At 69.8% G+C, this 16,847-nt stretch carries 14 protein-coding genes; 9 read left to right on the top strand and 5 right to left on the bottom strand.

Annotated features, from left to right (window positions below; all coding sequences use genetic code 11):
* Positions 1 to 170: 170 nt before the first annotated feature.
* Positions 171 to 1,283 carry an SGNH/GDSL hydrolase family protein gene (locus J2X20_RS14690; RefSeq protein ID WP_310266027.1) on the bottom strand — a complete coding sequence of 371 codons (1,113 nt, stop codon included), beginning with the start codon at positions 1,281 to 1,283 and terminating at the stop codon, positions 171 to 173.
* Positions 1,284 to 1,542: 259 nt separating this feature from the next.
* Here J2X20_RS14690 and J2X20_RS14685 point away from each other — a divergent pair, with 259 nt between their 5' ends.
* Together J2X20_RS14685 and J2X20_RS14680 are read left to right on the top strand one after the other, a co-directional pair.
* The gene (locus J2X20_RS14685) at positions 1,543 to 2,049 is read left to right on the top strand and encodes a hypothetical protein (protein ID WP_310266024.1); all 507 of its coding nucleotides are present in this window, start codon (positions 1,543 to 1,545) and stop codon (positions 2,047 to 2,049) included.
* Positions 2,050 to 2,053: 4 nt separating this feature from the next.
* Positions 2,054 to 3,097, top strand: a complete 1,044-nt coding sequence (locus J2X20_RS14680) for an OmpA family protein (RefSeq protein ID WP_310266022.1) — start codon at positions 2,054 to 2,056, stop codon at positions 3,095 to 3,097.
* 13 nt (positions 3,098 to 3,110) lie between these two features.
* On the opposite strand, the gene J2X20_RS14675 is transcribed toward J2X20_RS14680, so the two are convergent.
* Together J2X20_RS14675 and J2X20_RS14670 are read right to left on the bottom strand one after the other, a co-directional pair.
* Positions 3,111 to 4,613, bottom strand: a complete 1,503-nt coding sequence (locus J2X20_RS14675; RefSeq protein ID WP_310266020.1) for a TonB C-terminal domain-containing protein — start codon at positions 4,611 to 4,613, stop codon at positions 3,111 to 3,113.
* 126 nt (positions 4,614 to 4,739) lie between these two features.
* The gene (locus tag J2X20_RS14670; protein ID WP_310266018.1) at positions 4,740 to 6,029 is read right to left on the bottom strand and encodes a M23 family metallopeptidase; all 1,290 of its coding nucleotides are present in this window, start codon (positions 6,027 to 6,029) and stop codon (positions 4,740 to 4,742) included.
* Positions 6,030 to 6,189: 160 nt separating this feature from the next.
* Here J2X20_RS14670 and J2X20_RS14665 point away from each other — a divergent pair, with 160 nt between their 5' ends.
* The gene (locus tag J2X20_RS14665) at positions 6,190 to 6,438 is read left to right on the top strand and encodes a hypothetical protein (protein ID WP_310266017.1); all 249 of its coding nucleotides are present in this window, start codon (positions 6,190 to 6,192) and stop codon (positions 6,436 to 6,438) included.
* Positions 6,439 to 6,442: 4 nt separating this feature from the next.
* Here J2X20_RS14665 and J2X20_RS14660 read toward each other — a convergent pair whose 3' ends face one another.
* Positions 6,443 to 7,378, bottom strand: coding sequence for an NAD(P)-dependent oxidoreductase (locus J2X20_RS14660; RefSeq protein ID WP_310266016.1), 936 nt, complete (start codon positions 7,376 to 7,378; stop codon positions 6,443 to 6,445).
* Between the two features lie 154 nt (positions 7,379 to 7,532).
* On the opposite strand from J2X20_RS14660, the gene J2X20_RS14655 reads away from it, so the two are divergent.
* The 6 genes from J2X20_RS14655 (at position 7,533) to J2X20_RS14630 (ending at position 16,182) form a co-directional block, all read left to right on the top strand.
* A complete protein-coding gene (locus J2X20_RS14655) occupies positions 7,533 to 9,581 on the top strand; it encodes a M13 family metallopeptidase (RefSeq protein WP_310266015.1) in 2,049 nt (682 codons plus the stop codon).
* 32 nt (positions 9,582 to 9,613) lie between these two features.
* A complete protein-coding gene (pdxR, locus tag J2X20_RS14650) occupies positions 9,614 to 11,071 on the top strand; it encodes a MocR-like pyridoxine biosynthesis transcription factor PdxR (RefSeq protein ID WP_310266013.1) in 1,458 nt (485 codons plus the stop codon).
* A gap of 126 nt (positions 11,072 to 11,197) precedes the next feature.
* Complete coding sequence (locus J2X20_RS14645; protein WP_310266011.1) at positions 11,198 to 13,978, top strand: TonB-dependent receptor; 2,781 nt, start codon at positions 11,198 to 11,200, stop codon at positions 13,976 to 13,978.
* The gene (locus J2X20_RS14640) at positions 13,953 to 14,705 is read left to right on the top strand and encodes a DUF1223 domain-containing protein (protein WP_310266009.1); all 753 of its coding nucleotides are present in this window, start codon (positions 13,953 to 13,955) and stop codon (positions 14,703 to 14,705) included. Before J2X20_RS14645 ends, J2X20_RS14640 begins: the two co-directional genes overlap by 26 nt.
* Before the next feature lie 68 nt (positions 14,706 to 14,773).
* Positions 14,774 to 15,544, top strand: a complete 771-nt coding sequence (locus J2X20_RS14635) for a hypothetical protein (protein ID WP_310266007.1) — start codon at positions 14,774 to 14,776, stop codon at positions 15,542 to 15,544.
* Positions 15,545 to 15,624: 80 nt separating this feature from the next.
* Positions 15,625 to 16,182 (top strand): dihydrofolate reductase family protein, encoded by a 558-nt coding sequence (locus J2X20_RS14630; RefSeq protein ID WP_310266005.1) that lies wholly within the window; start codon positions 15,625 to 15,627, stop codon positions 16,180 to 16,182.
* 12 nt (positions 16,183 to 16,194) lie between these two features.
* Here J2X20_RS14630 and J2X20_RS14625 read toward each other — a convergent pair whose 3' ends face one another.
* Positions 16,195 to 16,806, bottom strand: coding sequence for a DUF4337 domain-containing protein (locus J2X20_RS14625; protein WP_310266003.1), 612 nt, complete (start codon positions 16,804 to 16,806; stop codon positions 16,195 to 16,197).
* Positions 16,807 to 16,847 lie beyond the last annotated feature (41 nt).

Raw genomic sequence — 16,847 nt, 5'->3', positions numbered from 1 at the left:
GGCGTCGGTTCGGCGGGCGCTGCTGCAATCGGTGCCGGCGGTGCGTCAGCTGCCGGCCACCACCAGGCGAGTCCAGCCGCCACCGCGGCGAGCGCGATCGCCAGTGCCCAGGGGGAGGGCCCCCAGGTTGGTTTGTTGTCGCGCCCTCGTGTCATGCGACACCGACGAGGTCAGGGGGCAGCGGGGTTAGACGTCGAGATCGCCCAGCCCATGCGCTCATGCCCATACTGGTTCCAGATCGGGTTCTTGCCGCCGCTGATGGTCGTGTAGCGTGCCGCGCCTGAGCCGGTGGTGCCACCGAAGATGCCGGCGGACACGGTGCCGCCGCTGTAAGTCGGGTGGGTATCGTCGGACTGGATGTAGTCGTAGCTGCTGCTGGCAGACACGAACTTGGCGTTGGCGTCGCGCAGGGTGGGCTTCAGCGTCACCGTGATGCGCGTGACATAGCTCGCTTCGCTCTCGCCGGGCACCCAGCGCAGTGCATCGGAGTCGATGACGCCGTCGCCATTGCTGTCGTAGTCGGCGCCCATGTATTGCGCGAAGTTGTCCGCGCAGTTGAAGCCCTTCTGGCGGGCGTGTTCGCACATCCAGTAGTTCATCGTCGCCAGCTTGGGCAGGAAGCGGTCGCGCATGTTCACCGTGGCGCCGGTCGTCGCGTCCCTGCAGCTGCTCTGCGTGTTGTCGGCGTTGTAGCCGGGGTAGTGCAGATTGGAGATCTGCTTGAGTTTGACGCCTGCATAGGCATTGGCGTTGATGAAGTCCATGGCCGCGGCCACGTAGGTCTTGCAGCTGTTCACGGCGGCGTCCATGCCCGCGTAGTTGCAGGTGCCGGTCTGGCTCTTGAAGGCCGAGCGCGCCTGCAGGCCGTCGTTGCCGCACATCTCGAAGGTGACGACGCGGGTGGAGGCCGCCTGCATGTACGACTTCTCGGCCACGATCTTGTTGTTGTAGACGTCGGAGGCCACGGCGCCCGACTTGGCGCGGCGCACGCTCTCGATGTCGGCGTTCCAGAGTGCCGACAGGTACTCGGCGTTCACGGTGGGCGCGGCGTACTTGGCGGCGTTCAGTACCGAGCCGTTGTAGCCGGCGTAGATGGAATCGCCATAGGCCACGATGCGGTATTTGGCGGTGGTGCCGGCGCGGTCGATGGTCCATGACACGTTCTGCGTCAGGGTGCTGGCAAAGGCCGGTGCGGTGCATGCAAGCGCCAGCAGCGGCAGGGCCAGCCGGCGCGTGGCGCGGCCGATGTTGCGGCGCACGGCGGCGCGAAGCGAAGTCCTCATCTGTGTCTCCTGGCCTGGTGTGTTGCGAAGGGAACCAACAGAGCGTGCGGCCGCCGCGTCGGCAGGCCGCAACCACGAACAACGGCTTCACGCTAGCACCGCGACTGCGGGGTGAATTGCGGACATTCCCTCTGTGTGCGCTGCAGCAAGAGGGACGGGGGAACCCCCGGGCATACCCGGCCATCCGCATCCTTGGGGATGCCGCGCCGGGGCGCGGCTGCAAAAGTCGGTGCCGAAGCGGCAGCCTTTGGGGGCATCCATGTCGATCAACTACCAGTTCACCGATCGCGGCACGATCCAGGTGTGGTGCGGGGATGACTGGATAGAGATACGGCTGCCCGGCGGCGGAGGTGGCGATGGCGACGCCGCGAGGCCGCGGGCCCGGGCGCCGGATGTCTCGGACGTCGACAGCGACGCGGCGCCTGCCGCGGTGCCGGACGAAGAGGAAGCGGATCCGGAGCCGCAGGTCGGCCCGGGCTCGATGTCCTTCATCGGCATGGTCGGCGGGCTGGGGCGACCGCCGAGGGCCTTGCTGTGGTCGGCCGCGCCGACGGCGCGAGGCTTCGAGCTGTCCAATCTCGAGTCGGGCATCGTGGAGCAGATGATGCCGGCGCCCGGGCTGGGCGACGTCCGTATCGTCGCCATCGACCTCAACAGCCTGCCCTTGAAGTCCCCGCTCTCGGTGGTGCAGCTGAACCGGCTGCTGCGCAACTGGCAGGCGGACGATGGCGGTGCCGGCCTCGGGACGTCCGAGCGCAACGAGTAGCGGCGTGGCCACCGACCCCTACAGCACGGCCAAGGCCAGCCTGCGCGAAAACGTCAAGACGCTGGTCGCGGTGTTCGGCGGCATTGCCGGCGTGCTGCTGGCGGGCACGCCTTTCTCCGGCTACGGCGCGTTGGAGTTGCTCAGCCCGCGTTGGTGGACGGCCTCCTTGGCCCTGCTGGCGGCGCTGCTGCTGCTCGGCCTGTGCGTCTGGCGCCTGCTCTTCATCCTGAGGCCCGACCTGACCTACACCCGGCTGCTGGTGGAGCCGACGCAGGACCGCGAGATCCAGGCGCTGCAGGCCGAATTCGCGAAATACAAGGACGAGCTGCTGCCCCGGGTCAAGCCGCCCCGACCTGCCATGGCCACCGTTCAAGACCTGCTCGACGCCAAGACGGCGGCCTGGGACGCCTTCCAGCGCGACAAGACCAGCGAGCCCAAGCGCCTGGCGCATGAGCGCCTGGCCGACGCGCTGGCGCTGGTCAACCACTGGAGCGGCTTTACCCGCCTTCACATCCGCGTCAGCCGCGGCGTGCGGGACGTGCTGTCGGTGGGCGTCCTGATCATCCTGTGCATCGCGGTGTTCGTGCTGGCGGCCTCGTCGCAGAAGGACAAGCCCGAGGCCGCGCCGACCATCTCGGTCATCGCTGCCCCGGAGCCGGCGCCTCGCGACCTGCCGCTGCCCCGGCTCGCGCCGGTGGAGTTTGACAGTGGCAGGTCCGAGCTGACGGCGCAAGCGCTGCAGCGCCTGGAGGAGGCGCGCAACCAGTTGCGCGCCCATCCTCAGGCCGGCCTGCTGATCCTGGCCAACACCGACACCGTCGGCAGCGACGCCTTCAACCAGGGCCTCGCCGCGGCGCGTGCCGCCCGCGTGCTGCAGGCGCTGCGTGCCCAGGGAGGCATCAGTGCGTCGCGGCTGTTCGTGGCCAGGCTGGGCGAGCAGGACCTGCCCGCCCTGACCGCGCAGCAGACCGCCAGCCAGGCCAACCGTGCCGTCGAGATGCTGCTGGTGCCGCTGCCGGTGCGCGCGGCCGCCTCCGGCGCGCGTTGATGGGCCACCGGCCTCAGTACAACCGGATGGCCGAGTCGAAGTGCCAGGTACGGCGGATTTCGATGACGTCGTACTCACGCGCCAGCGCGGGCGTGAAGGCCGGGTAGTTGGCCTGGCTCTCGATGACCTTGCGGATGGCCTCGTCCAGGGCCGGCACGCCGCTGGAGCGGTAGAAGCTGACCGACTCCACCGTGCCGTCGGCGCGGATGGCCACGGTGACGAGCGGATCGGTATAGGGCTGTTTCAGCGCGTCGCGGACCAGGTCCATGGTCTGGTTGAGCTGGATCTTGCGCGCCCAGGCCTCGGCATACAGCACCATCTCGGCATTGGCATCGGTGCGGCCGAACAGGCGGCCGCGGCGCAGGTTGCTCCAGGACGAGGGCAGGTTGGACTGGGCCTGGCGGGCCGCGTCGCGTTTGGCGGCTTCCTCGTTGAGCTGCTGGCCGATGGCGCGCAGCCGGGCCTCGCGTTGTTCCTCGGCGGCCTTGGCCTCGGCCAGCTTGGCAGCCGCGGTGCGGGCGGCTTCCTGGCGTGCGGCCTCCTGGCGGCCGGCTTCCTGTCTGGCGGCCTCCTGCCGGGCGGATTCGGCGGCCTGGCGGGTGGCTTCGGCCCGTGCAGCTTCCTGCCGGGCGGCCTCTTGGCGGGCCGCTTCCTGCCTGGCGGCCTCGGCACGGGCGGCCTCGGTGCGCGCGGTCTCCTGCCGGGCCGCTTCCTGTTGCGCCGCGGCGCGGCGCTCCGCCTCCAGGCGTGTCGCTTCGGCCTTCGCGGCGGCCCGGCGCTGGGCTTCCTGGCGTTCAGCCTCCAGCCGCGCCGCCTCGGCCCGGGCCAGCGCCTCCTGGCGCGCGGCCTCCTTGCGGATCGCCTCCTGCCGGGCTGCTTCCTGCCTGGCGGCTTCCAGGCGCTCGGCCTCGGCCAGTTTTTCGGTCTGCTGCTGGGCCTGTTGCTGGGTCTCGCGCCGGGCCCGGTCGAGCTGGGCCAGCTCCGCGTTGCGCTCGCGGGCCTCGCGGTCCAGGGCGGCGCCGCTCGTGTCGTCGCGCGTCAGCGTGGTCAGGGCGCTGGAGGCCGCGGACAAGGCGGCGATGACAGGGGCCGAGGCGGGCAGGGCGGCCGGCACGGTCCAGTTCGTCTCGGCCGGCCTTTCCACGGCGATGACGCTGGTGGCCGGTGGCGGCGCCGGCGCGGCCAGCGTGGGCGCCTCGGGCGCCGTGGCGGCTTCGCTGCGCGGGGCTGGCGTCGAGGTTGTCGCCGCGACGGGCTCCGCGGGCGGAGGCGCCGGCGCTTCGGCCGCCGGCGCGACCAGCACGACACGCAGGTCGGGCACCTCGGCGCGCCGCGCCTGCCAGGGCAGGCTCAGACCCGGCAGGCCCAGGCCCGAGCCGCCAAAGGTCAGGCTCAGCAGCAGGGCGTGCAGCAGTAGCGAGACGCCCCAGGCCAGCCAGGGGCGGGAGGGCGCGCGCCGCCGCGGCCAGGGGACCAGCGTCGGCACGCGGCTGGGATCACTGGACCAGCGGCTCAAGCCGGCCCCATCCCTTGGGGGCGATTCAGCTCGGGGCGATCCGGACAGCGCATGCGCCCATTGTCGTCAGCCGCGCCTGCCGCCCGGCTGGCGTGGCCCCGCGGATGCGGGAGGCGGCGCCGGGCCTCAGGGATTGCCGGTCTGCGAGGTCACGTTGTCGCCGCTCTTGGGCACCTGGCAGCCGTTGAAGCTGATGGCCACCGACTGGCCCCAGTCGAGGGAGTCGGCCTGCACCTGGAAGTGCAGATGCGGCCCCGTCGTGCGGCCGGTGTTGTCGCTCAGCGCGATGACGGTGCCGGCCACGACCTTGTCGTTCTCGGCGACCTTGACGCTGTTGGGCGTCAGGTGGAAATACCAGCTCGTGAAGCCGCCCAGGTGGCGGATGCGCACCGTGTTGCCCCAGTTGTCCTGGGCGCCGCCGGGGAAGGGCTGGTTGGTGGCCGTCGTTGGCGAGGAGGGGTCGTAGGTCGTCGTCTGACTCTGGCGCACCCACTCCACGGTGCCGGCGCGCGCGGCGCGCACCTCGGTGCCCGAGTCCATCGTGAAGTCGAAGGCGAAGGCCTGGCTGCCGTTGTGCGAGGCCGGCGGCGGGCTGTTGTTGCCCTGGGCCACGTTGCGCGTGACGCCGTTCTTCCAGGGGTAGTGGTAGGCGCCCTGGGCCTCTTCCTGCAGCTTCAGCAGGTCCAGGCGCAGGCCCTTGCCGAAATAGGCCAGGTCCTCGGTCTTGAAGTCGACCCAGCAGCGCCGGTGCACCCAGTACTGCGTGCCGATGCCGGGGCGCCAGACGGCGGCGTAGCTGCCGCCGTCCGACGACATCGAGAACAGCCGCAGGCCCTGCGGGAAGTAGGTGGCGTCCTTGGCTTCGAGGGCGGCGCCGTCCAGGCCCCAGTGGATCCACTGCGTGCCGCTGCCCGGCCGCCACACCGCGGCGAGCTTGCCGTTGTCGAGCTCGATCTGCGTGACGCGCAGGCCGGCCTTGAAGTAGGGCCCGTCCTTGGCCTTGAACTGGTCGCCCGTCAGCCCCCAGTGCACCCATTGCGTGCCGCTGCCGGGGCGCCAGACGGCGGCGAAGCGGCCGTTGTGCAGGGCGAAAGCCGCAATACGCAGGCCTTGCTTGAAATAAGCCGTGTCCTTGGCCTTGAAGTCGGCCTCGCTCAGGTCCCAGTGCACCCACTGGGTGCCGCTGCCGGGCTGCCAGACGGCGGTCAGCTTGCCGTCACGCACCGTCAGCGACACGATGCGCAGGCCCTGCTTGAAGTAGTCGAGGTCGGCCGTCTTGAACTCGTCGGCCGAGACACCGGCCTTGACCCATTGCGTGCCGGAGCCCGGCCGCCAGACGGCGAGATAGCCGTCGGCCAGGGCCTGGGAGGCTGCGGCGGCCAGCAAGGCGGCCGCCAGGACGTGACGCAGGGACATCGTCGGCTCCTTCTTCTGCCGGGGTGGCCGGGGCAGTATCCGGAGGGGGCGGTGGGGCGCCTAGCGCGGAATTAGGGAAGGGTTGATCCGGGATGTCGCAATCCGGGCCGCGATGTCGTCTGTTCAGTACACGCCTGCGAAAACCGCCCCGGGAGGTCCCATGAAACCCCTGCTGCCCACGCCCCGCCGCCTGCTGACCCTGGACGCGCTGTTCATGCGCCGCCGGCCGGTGCGGGTGGAGCCCGTGCTGGAGCAGGACACGCGCATGCCCGACGAGCCGGAGCTGCTGGCCCTGCAGGAGCTGGCCAGCACCCAGATCGGCCGCATCGCCGCCGAGGTGGCGCTGGAGGAGGGCAGCCGGCGCCAATACCCGTCGCGCGACGAAAGCCGCGTCATCGAGCGCCGCTGAGCGCTCAGATCGGGGTTGGCAAGGCCTCGCCGCGCCGCCAGGCCTCGACATTGGCGATGAAGTTCTCCACCGTGGCGCGGATGGACTGGGGCGACCAGCCGGCCACATGGGGGGTCAGGATGACGTTGTCAAAACCGAGCAATGCCTCGGGCGGACGGGGTTCGCTCTCGTAGACATCCAGGGCGGCGCCGGCGATCTGGCCGGCCTTCAGGGCCGCCGCCAAGGCGGCGGTGTCCACGCAGCTGCCGCGGGCGATGTTGACGACATGGCCGCCCGGGCCCAGGGCCGCCAGCACCTCGGCATTGACGATGTGCTTGGTGGCCGCGCCGCCGGGTGTCGCCACGACCAGGTCGTCGGCCCAAGCGGCCAGGGCCGCCACGCTGTCAAACCAGGTCGCAGCGCCGGCGCCTTCGCGCGGGCGGCGGTTGTGATAGCCGATGACCATGCCGAAGGCGGCGGCGCGGGCGGCAATCTTGAGGCCGATGCCGCCCAGGCCAATTAGCCCCAAGCGCCGGCCCTTGAAGTTGGGAAACAGCGGCAGGGCATCGCGCCAGACGCCGGCCCGCAGGGCCACGCCCTGCTGGGGCAGGGCGCGCACGCTGGCCAGCAGCAGGGCCAGGGCGTGGTCGGCCACGCAGTCGTCATTGGTGCCGGCGCCGTTGCAGACCAGCACGCCGGCCGCCTTGGCCGCAGCCACGTCCAGGTTCTCGTAGCCGGCGCCCTGGGCGGCCAGCAGCTTCAGCTGGGGGCAGGCGGCGATCTCGGCGGCCGTGAAGCCGACGGTCCCGTTGGTCAGCACCAGTTCGATGTCGGCGCCCCGGGCCGCGATGGCGGCGGCGCGGGCTGCGCTGTCCAGGGCCTCGAGGACGGCGAAGCGCTCGAGCAGCAAGGCCTTGTGTTCGGCGGCAATCGGGACGAGGAGAAGCAGGGTTTCTTTCATGGGGCGATGGCGTCAAGAATCCGCCCATGATGCCGTCCAAACAGCAGGCAGCGCGATCGGCGCTTGGAGCCGCTGCCTCTGAACGGGGGATGCCGAATGGCGCAGGCCGGGCGAGCGCCCACAATCCGCCCACTTTCAAATTTCCCGCCCCACCATGAAACGACTGTTGCTGCTGCCCGCCCTGCTCGCGGCCACGCTGGCCCACGCGGCCGGCGAAACCCCGCTTGATGCCCTGCCCTACACGCCCAGCCTGGACGTGACGGCCATGGACCGCACGGCCGACCCCTGCGAAGACCTCTACAAGTTCGCCTGCGGTTCCTGGAGCAAGACCAACCCCATCCCGGCCGACCAGTCGCGCTGGTCGGTCTACGCCAAGATGGCCAATGAGAACCAGCGCTACCTCTGGAGCGTGCTGAACAAGCTGGGCCAGCCCGGCACCGAACGCACGCCGACGCAGGCCAAGCTGGGCGACTACTTCGCCGCCTGCATGGACGAGGGCGCCGTGCAGGCTGCCGGCCTCAAGGGCCTGCAGCCGCTGCTGGACCAGATCACCGCGCTGAAGGACAAGAAGGCCCTGCCGGCCCTGCTGGCCGAACTGCAGCAGGCGGCCGGCAACAGCCGCCTCTTCTTCGGCTTCAGCGCCGGCCAGGACTTTGCCGATGCGACGCGCCAGATCGCCTTCGCCTCGGCCGGCGGTCTGGGCCTGCCCGACCGCGACTACTACCTCAAGCGCGACGACAAGACGCTGAAGATCCGCACGGCCTATGAAGCCCATGTGGCCCGCATCTTCGAACTGCTGGGTGAGACGCCCGCGGCCGCCAAGGCCGATGCACGCAGCGTGCTGGCCACCGAGACGGTGCTGGCCAAGGCGTCCCTCAGCAAGGTCGACCAGCGCGATCCCTACAAGACCTTCCACGTCGTCGACGCGCGCGGCCTGAAGGCGCTGATGCCCGGCTTCGACTGGGCCAGCTACCAGGCCGCCCTGGGCACCGCGCCCTGGCACGTCCGCTACAACGTCACCGAGCCGGCCTTCTTCAAGGCCCTGAGCGCGCGGCTGGGCAGCATGAGCCTGGCCGAGCTGAAGACCTATCTGCGCTGGCAGCTGGCCAGCAGCCTGGCCCCGGTGCTGGACAACGGCTTCGTGCAGGCCAACTTCGACTTCTACGGCCAGACCCTGCTGGGCACGCCCCAGCTCAAGCCGCGCTGGAAGCGCTGCGTGCAGCTCGTCGACGTGCAGCTCGGCGAGGCCCTGGGTCAGGAATTCGTCGCCCGCAACTTCACGCCCGACCTGAAGGCCGCCACCGTGCAGATGACGGATGAGATCGAGGTGGCCATGGGCCGCTCCATCGACAGCCTGACCTGGATGAGCGCCGAGACCAAGGCCCGCGCCCACGAGAAGCTCAAGGCCATCGTCAACAAGGTGGGCTACCCCGAACGCTGGCGCGACTACTCGGCCTTTGCCGTGCAGCCGGGCGACTTGCTGGGCAACGTCGTGCGCGGCAACACCTTCGAGGCCAAGCGCCGCCTGGCCAAGATCGGCCAGCCGCTGGACCGTGGCGAGTGGGGCATGACGCCGCAGACGGTGAACGCGTATTACGACGCGCAGATGAACGACATCAACTTCCCCGCCGGCGTGCTGCAGGCACCGCTGTATGACGCGGCCCTGGACGAGGCGCCCAACTATGGCAACACCGGCGGCACCATTGGCCACGAGCTGACCCATGGCTTCGACGACGAAGGCCGCCAGTTCGACGCCCAGGGCAATCTGAAGAACTGGTGGACCAAGAAGGACGGCCAGGCCTTCGAGAAGCGCGCCGCCTGCGTGTCCGACCAGTACGCCACCTACACCGTCGTCGACGACATCAAGATCAACTCCAAGCTGACACTGGGCGAAGACCTCGCCGACCTCGGCGGCCTGATCCTCGCCTGGGAAGCCTGGAAGGCGCACATGACGGGCAAGACGCTGGAAAACCGCGACGGCCTGACGCCCGAGCAGCGCTTCTTCGTTGGCTTCGCGCAGTGGGACTGCGCCGACGCCCGCCCCGAGGCCCTGCGCGTGCAGGCCAAGATCGACCCGCATTCGCCGGCCCGCTGGCGCATCAACGGCGTCGTCGTCAACATGCCGGAGTTCGAGAAGGCCTTTGCGTGCAAGCCGGGTGCCAAGCTCGTCAAGCCGGCGGGCCAGCACTGCAAGGTGTGGTGACCTTCCCCGCGCCCAGACGGCTGGAGTGAAGGATGTTCCTGGCGTTGGACGGCGTGGGCGATCTGCAGGCACAGGTCCTGAGGGCCTTGAAGCAGGGCATCCAGGACGGCCGCCTGGCGGTCGGGTCGCGCCTGCCGTCGACGCGGGAGCTGGCCGCCAGATTGGGCGTCTCGCGCAACACCGTCATCGCCGCCTATGAATCGCTGTGCGCCGAGCAGTTCGCGGTGGCGAAATCGGGCTCGGGGACGCGCGTGTCGGCCAGCCCGCCCCGGCAAACCGCGGCGCTGCCGGCCTTGCCCGTGGAGGCGCAGAGCCGCTATGCCGGCCGGGTGAGGGCGCTGCCGCCCATCATGCTGGAGAAGCGCGAAGAGGGGCTGCGCTGGAATCTGCAGTACGGCGAGCCCATGGTGGATGTCGCCCTCTTCACGATCTGGCGGCGGGCGCTGATCCATGCCGCGCAGCGCACCGGTGCCCATGGTGCGCCGGCCCAGGGCCTGCTGGAGCTGCGCGCCCAGATTGCCGATCACCTGGGCAAATACCGCGGCATCCGCTGCACGGCGGCCGACGTGGTGGTCGTCAACGGCACCCAGCAGGCCATCTCGCTGGCCGCGCGCATCCTCGTCGATGAAGGCGAGCAGGTGGTGCTGGAGGAGCCGCATTACCAGCTCGCGACACAGGCCTTCACCGCCCATGGCGCGGTGGTGCGGCATGTGCCGGTGGATGACGACGGCATCGTCGTCGACGCCCTGCCCACCGAGGCCGTCAAGCTGGCCTATGTGACGCCGTCGCATCAGTTCCCGTCCGGGCGCGTGATGTCGCTGGAGCGCCGCGTCGCCATGCTGGAGCGCGCCGCCGCACAGGGCTTCTGGATCCTGGAGGACGACTACGACGGCGAGTTCAAGTTCGACGGCCGCCCGCCGCCGGCCCTGCATTCCCTGGACCGGCATGGCCGGGTCCTCTACATCGGCACCTTCACGAAGACGCTGCTGCCATCGATACGGCTGGGCTACATGATCGCGCCGGAGCCGGTGCGCCGCGACCTCGTCAGGGCCAAGATGCTGGCGGATATGCGCTGCAGCGCCGTGGAGCAGGCGGCCGTGGCCCGGCTGATCTCCAGCGGCGCCTATGTGCGCCATCTGAAGCGCGCCACCCTCGAGCTCAAGAAGCGCCGGCGTGCGCTGCTGGCGGGCCTGCAGGCCCATTGCGCAGACTGGGTCCAGATCGACGACAGCGGCGGCGGCATGCATCTGATCTGCTGGCTTCCCCAGCTCAGTGAGGCCCAGCTGGCGATGCTGATCGAGCTCGCCACCGCGCGGGGCCTGGGCCTGCATGAGGTGGTGCATCACTACACGAGCAAGCCGCGCCATCCGGGCCTGCTGATGGGCTTTGCCGCGCTGTCGGTCCCGCAGATCAACGCCGCCACGGCGATGCTGGGCGAGTGCCTGGCCGACGTGGTGGGCGGCGGCGCACCGAAACGGCAGCAGGCCTGAGGCCGGCGCTGAAGCCGCTATCGGCTTCATTTGGTTCCAAGTGAGTGCTTGGGAAGTGGCTCTATCCGCCATCTGGGGGGCGTCTGAGACTGGCTGCGTCATCACTGTTTGAGACGGCCGACAGCCATGAACCCACAACCACTGCAACCGATAGCCCTGCTGGTGCGGGGACTCTTCACGATCACGCTCTGCTCCAGCGCCCTGGCCCAGACCCCCGACGCCACCGGGCAGCTCGAGCGCGTGGTCGTGACGGGCTCCTCCATCAAGCGCGTGGACTCCGAGACCGCCCTGCCCGTGCAGATCATCACCAAGGCCGACATCGCGCGCACCGGCGCCACCAGCACGGAGCAGCTGCTGGCCTCGATCTCGGCGGCCTCCGGCATGGGCTCGACGACGAATGCGATGGGCGCGGGGGCGTCCACGGGCGGCCTGTCCTCGGTCTCGCTGCGCGGCCTGACGGCCGACCGCACCTTGGTGCTCGTCAACGGCCGACGCCTGGCGCCCTTCCCGGGCGGTGCCCAGGCCTCGGTCAACGTCAACACCATCCCGCTGGCCGCCATCGAGCGCGTCGAGATCCTGAAGGACGGCGCCTCGGGCGTCTACGGCAGCGACGCGGTCGCCGGCGTCGTCAACTTCATCCTGACCAAGGCCTTCGACGGCGTGCAGGTCGGCGTGTCGGCCGGTGCGCCGACACGCGACGGCGGCGGCAAGAACAAAAAGGCCTCCATCGTCGCCGGCTTTGGCGACCTGGAGGCCGACCGCTTCAGCGTCGTCGCCTCGGCCGCCTATGAGAAGGAGGACGCCCTGTTCGGCCGCGAACGAGCCTTCTCCCGCAGCGGCAATGTGCCGCCCTTCTACACCAACGGCGCCACCGGCCAGGGCAATATCGAAGGCGCCTGGATCCCCGGCAAGACGCTGCAGGAGGTCGAGGCCACGCCGGGCTACCGCTTCTTCCGCTCGCCCAACAGCAGCTACGGCAGCCCGGTGGACTGCACGACCATCGGCATGTTCAAGCGCGCCAGCGGGGGCTACCAGGGCGCTCCGGTCTGCTCGTTTGACAGCGCGCCCTATGTGGGCCTGGTCCCCGAGCGCGAGCTGAAGAACCTCACCGCCAACCTGACCTGGAAGGCCAGCGACAACCTCGAGGTGTTCGCCGACCTGCTGTGGGGCCAGAGCAAGATCACGCAAAGCTTTCAACCCAGCCCCATCCGCGCCTCCTTCCTGGAGACCGACGACCTGTTCGGCCAGCGCCATGTGGATCCGGCCCTGCTGCTGCTGCCCGGCAACCCCAACTACCCGACCAGCTATCTGCAGTCGCGCGGCTTCACCGATCTCATCGGCAAACCGCTGGCCGTGACGGTGCGCGAGTCGGCCCTGGGCAACCGCATCAACACCGACACCAGCACCCAGGCCCGCCTCACCCTGGGCGCCAACGGCCATGTCGGCGAGCACGACTACGAGCTGGCCGTGTCGCACAACGAAAGCAAGCTCAGGGGCCAGGCCGTCAACGGCTATTTCTCGCAGGTCGGCTATGCGGCCGTCATCAACGATCCCGCCAACAACAGTCTGTGGAACCCCTGGGCCACGGGCGGCCAGCAATCGCAGGCGCTGGTGGACAAGCTCAAGGCCACGGCCTACACCGGCCAGACCCTGAACGGCCTGGCCAAGACGGATCTGGTGGATGGCAAGGTGACCGGCCCGGCCTTCACGCTGCCGGCCGGTGCCGCCCAGTACGCCCTCGGCTTCCAGGTCCGCAAGGAGGCCTACAAGACCGACCCCTCCGCCGCACTCTTCAGCGGCGACATCGCGGGCCTGGGCGGCTCGGTGGCGCCCATCGACCGCTCGCGCAATGTCAAGGCGCTGTTCGGCGAGCTGAGCGTGCCGGTGCTGAAGTCCCTGGAAGCCTCCATCGAGGCCCGCAGCGACCGCTACAACGACGTCGGCTCGTCCACCAACACCAAGGCCAGCCTGCGCTGGCGGGCGGCCAGCGGCCTGGTGCTGCGTGCCTCGGCGGGCACGGGCTTTCGGGCGCCCACCCTGGTCGACCTGTGGACGCCCCAGACCCTGGGCTCCTCGGAGCAGTTCGACGACCCCGCGACCGGCCAGACCGACCTGCAGGTCAACGCGCTGTCGGGCGGCAATCCCGGCCTGAAGCCGGAGAAGTCGCGCCAGAAGCAGGTGGGCTTCGTGCTGTCGCCCATCCGCCAGTTCTCGGCCACCGTCGACTACTTCCAGATCCGCCTCAAGGACATCATCAACACGCCCTCGGCCCAGGAGGTGGTGTCGGGCTTCCGCCGCGGCGACCCGGCCTATGCGGGCCTGGTCCGGGTGAGCCAGGCCAACGAGATCCAGCAGATCGTCACCGCGCTGACCAATGCCGGTGACGCCCGGCTGTCCGGCGTCGACGTCGACCTGCTGTGGCGCGACACCTATGCCTTCGGGCGCCTGGACGTGAACCTCGTCGGCACCTATATGAGCAAGTTCGACGAGGCCAGCCCGGGCGGCTTCCTGTCGCACAAGGTGGGCACCACCGTCGAGAGCGACGGCTCGCCGGTGCTGGGGGCCAATGGCGGCGGCGTGGTGCTGCGCTGGAAGCACATGCTGAGCGCCACCTGGACCCAGGGGCCCTGGTCCGCCACGCTGGTGCAGAACTACTACACCGGCTATCGCGATGGTGACGACCTGAATGGCAATGCCCACCATGTGCCCAGCCAGGCCCTCTATGACGCGCAGTTGAGCTGGAAGGGCTGGCGCGGCCTGCAGCTGACGCTGGGCGTCAAGAACCTCTTCGACAAGGATCCGCCGACCTATATCTTCGTCAGCAACCAGTTCCAGTACGGCTATGACGTGTCGCTGTACGACCCGCGCGGCAGGCTCGCCTATGTCAACGCGACGTACCGTTTCTGAGGCGTGGGCGGCGGCCCTGCTGGTGGTCGCCCTGGCCGCCGTCCTGGCGGCCTTGCCGGCCGTTGCGGCGCCAGGTGAGGCCTGCGCGCTGAAGGCCAGCGGCCCGCCGCCCACCGTCGTCGAGACCTACACCTCGGAGAAGTGCAGCAGCTGCCCGCCCATCGAGGCCTGGCTGTCCACGCTGGCGGGCGACAAGTCCGTGCTGCCGCTGGCCTTCCATGTCGACTACTTCGACGACAAGCGCTGGAAGGACCGCTATGCCAGCGCCGCCTACACGCGGCGCCAGAAGGAGATGCTGGCCGCCAGCGGGGCGCCCGGCATCTACACGCCCCAGGTGCTGGTGAACGGGCGGGACCGCACGCTGCCGCCCATCCCTGCCGCCGTGGACGCGGGCGTGGCCGTGGAGATGCAGGCCGAGGGGCGTCGGCTCTCCGCACAGGTGTCGTCGCAGGCATCCAGGACGCTGGAACTGGCCGGCTATTGGGCCGCCAGCGAGAACGGCCTGAGCAGCTATGTGGGCGGGGGCGAGAACGCCGGCCTCACGCTGAAGCATGACTTCGTCGTGCGCGACTACCGCAAGCTGCCCCCCTTCAAGCTGGCGCCGGGCATGCCTGTGCGGCTGGAGTACGAAGCCGAGCTGGACGGCGTGCGTGAGGTCGCCCTGGTGCTGACTGATGCTTCGAGCGGCAGGCCGGTCCAGGCCCTGCGCTGGAAGCCGCGCTGCTGAAACGGCTCCCTGCGATGCCAGAGCAGGTGGCTCTTCAAAGGCCAGCCTGCCCTGCCCATCATGAAGCCATGCATGCCCCCGACCTGTTCCTGGCCTCCACCCCGCGCGCCAACCAGGACCTCCTCAGGCAGCGCCTGCCCTATCTGGTTGATGCCACCGGCGAGGACTTCAGGGCCGGCCGTGGGTCCCTGCCGCTGGAGCTGCTGCGGGCCGGCTTCGTCGAGTGGGCCGGCATCAAGGCGCGCTCCGACGCCTTCGCCCGCGAGGGCCCCGCGTCGCTGGACGAGGGCTACAGCTATCTGCCGGTCGTGCTGTGCCGGGAGCGCCGATCGCTGCGCCAGGCACTGGCCTGCGACATGCGGTCGGGGCTGCTCGTCATCGGCACGCCGGCCTGCGCCTCGGGCACGGCATCGGGCGCCCGGGTCCAGTGGCCCGTCGACGCGCCCGACAACATCGAGATGTCGGCCACGGCCTGGTTCGGTGCGCCTGAGCATGTGGTCGGCGGCCAGGACTTCTGGAAGCTGCCCCTCTCCTGCGACACGCGCAGCCTGTCCGCCGACACGATCGCGAGCCGCCTGCACCAGGTGGAAGGCCTGTGGCTGCGATGCGGCGTCAGCCAGGGCTTTGTGCTGCTGAACCTGGACGGCATGCGCTCCCTCAGCGAAAGGCGCGACGCCGTTGCCGACGAGGTCTTCGCTGCGGCGCTGGCGTGGGCGCAATGCGGCTTCCATGAGGCGACGGTCATCATCCACGGCGAGGGCATGGCCTGCGCCCAGGGACAGAAGGCCATGGGCCAGGTCGCCCGCCATCTGGGCCGGGCGCTGAGCCGACGAGGCTAGGAGGCCGTGCCTGCATGCTCAAATCATGGGCGCAGATCATTGACGATTCATCGACGCCAGCTTTGCCGGAGACTCGCCGCATGGGGCTCTTGACCTTCAGCATCAATACCACCCTGGACGGTTGCGTCGACCACCAGGAGGGCATCGCCGACGACGAGACCCACGCCTTCTTCACCCGCCTCATGGACGAGAGCGGGGCGATGCTGTGGGGCCGCGTCACCTACGAGATGATGGAGAGCTACTGGCCGGCGGTCGCCCGCGGCGACGTGGAGGCGCCGGCGGCATTGCGCGAGTGGGCGGTCAAGCTCGAGGCCAAGCCGAAGTACGTGGTGTCCAAGACGCGCAAGGACTTTCCGTGGACCCACAGCCACCCTGTCGCCGGCGAGCTGCGTGCCGCCGTGCAGGCGCTGAAGGACGCGACCCCGGCCGGTGTGCTGCTGGGCAGCGGCAAGCTGGCGGCCGAGCTGGACAGGCTGGATCTGATCGACGAGTACCAGTTCCTCATCCACCCCAGGATCGCCGGCCACGGCCCGACCCTGTACCAGAGCGGGCTGCCCGGCACGCGCCGGCTCGAGCTGGTGTCGGCGCAGCCGCTGCGCAACGGTGCCATCGCCGTGCACTACCGGCGCGAGCGCTGAGGCCCGCCAGCCCTAGGACAGCAGCCTGAACAGCATATTGGGATGGATGGGCAGGTCGCCCAGGCCGGCCACGCCCATCAGCACGCCGAAGAAGGTCGGCAGCAGGGCGACGAAGTAGAGCGGCCACAGCCGGGTCAGCGCCGTCACGGCCAGCAGGGCGATGGCGATGGCGAGCAGGGCGTCGGACAGGTCGAACTGGTCGTCGCGGCGGTTCAGGGTCTCGTAGGTCGTCTGCGCCGCTTCGGCCTGGGCCTTGAGTTCGTCGCGCTTCTTGAGCTGGTCGGCCGTCTTGGCGCGGTAGGCGGCGATGGCCTTGTCGTAGTCGGCGGCCTGAGCGGCCGGTGCGCCGCCCTTGGCGAGCTCGAGCTGGGTGGCGGACTGCTCGGCGACGTCGGCGCGGATGGTGCGCGCCTGGAAGTAGGCCCAGTAGTCCAGCTTGTCGGCCTGGGCCTGCTGCATGCCCTGAACGATGTTGTCGTCCTTGACCTTGCAGATGCCCATGAAGGTGGCCAGCACCGCCACGGTGATGGCGACGGCGGCATTCAGGCGCGCCGTGCGAGCCTCCTGGGCGGCTTCAGCGGCTTCGGCGGCCTGGTCGACGAGGTCTTTGGGGTCGAGGTCCATGGGGGTGATGGGTAGTTGGCGGCGGAACTATGCGCGCAGCA

The sequence above is a fragment of the Roseateles saccharophilus genome (assembly GCF_031458095.1).
In the GTDB taxonomy this organism is placed as follows: domain Bacteria; phylum Pseudomonadota; class Gammaproteobacteria; order Burkholderiales; family Burkholderiaceae_C; genus Pelomonas; species Pelomonas saccharophila_A.
Note: the sequence above shows the minus strand (reverse complement) of the source record. Positions and strands in the feature narration are given on the sequence as shown.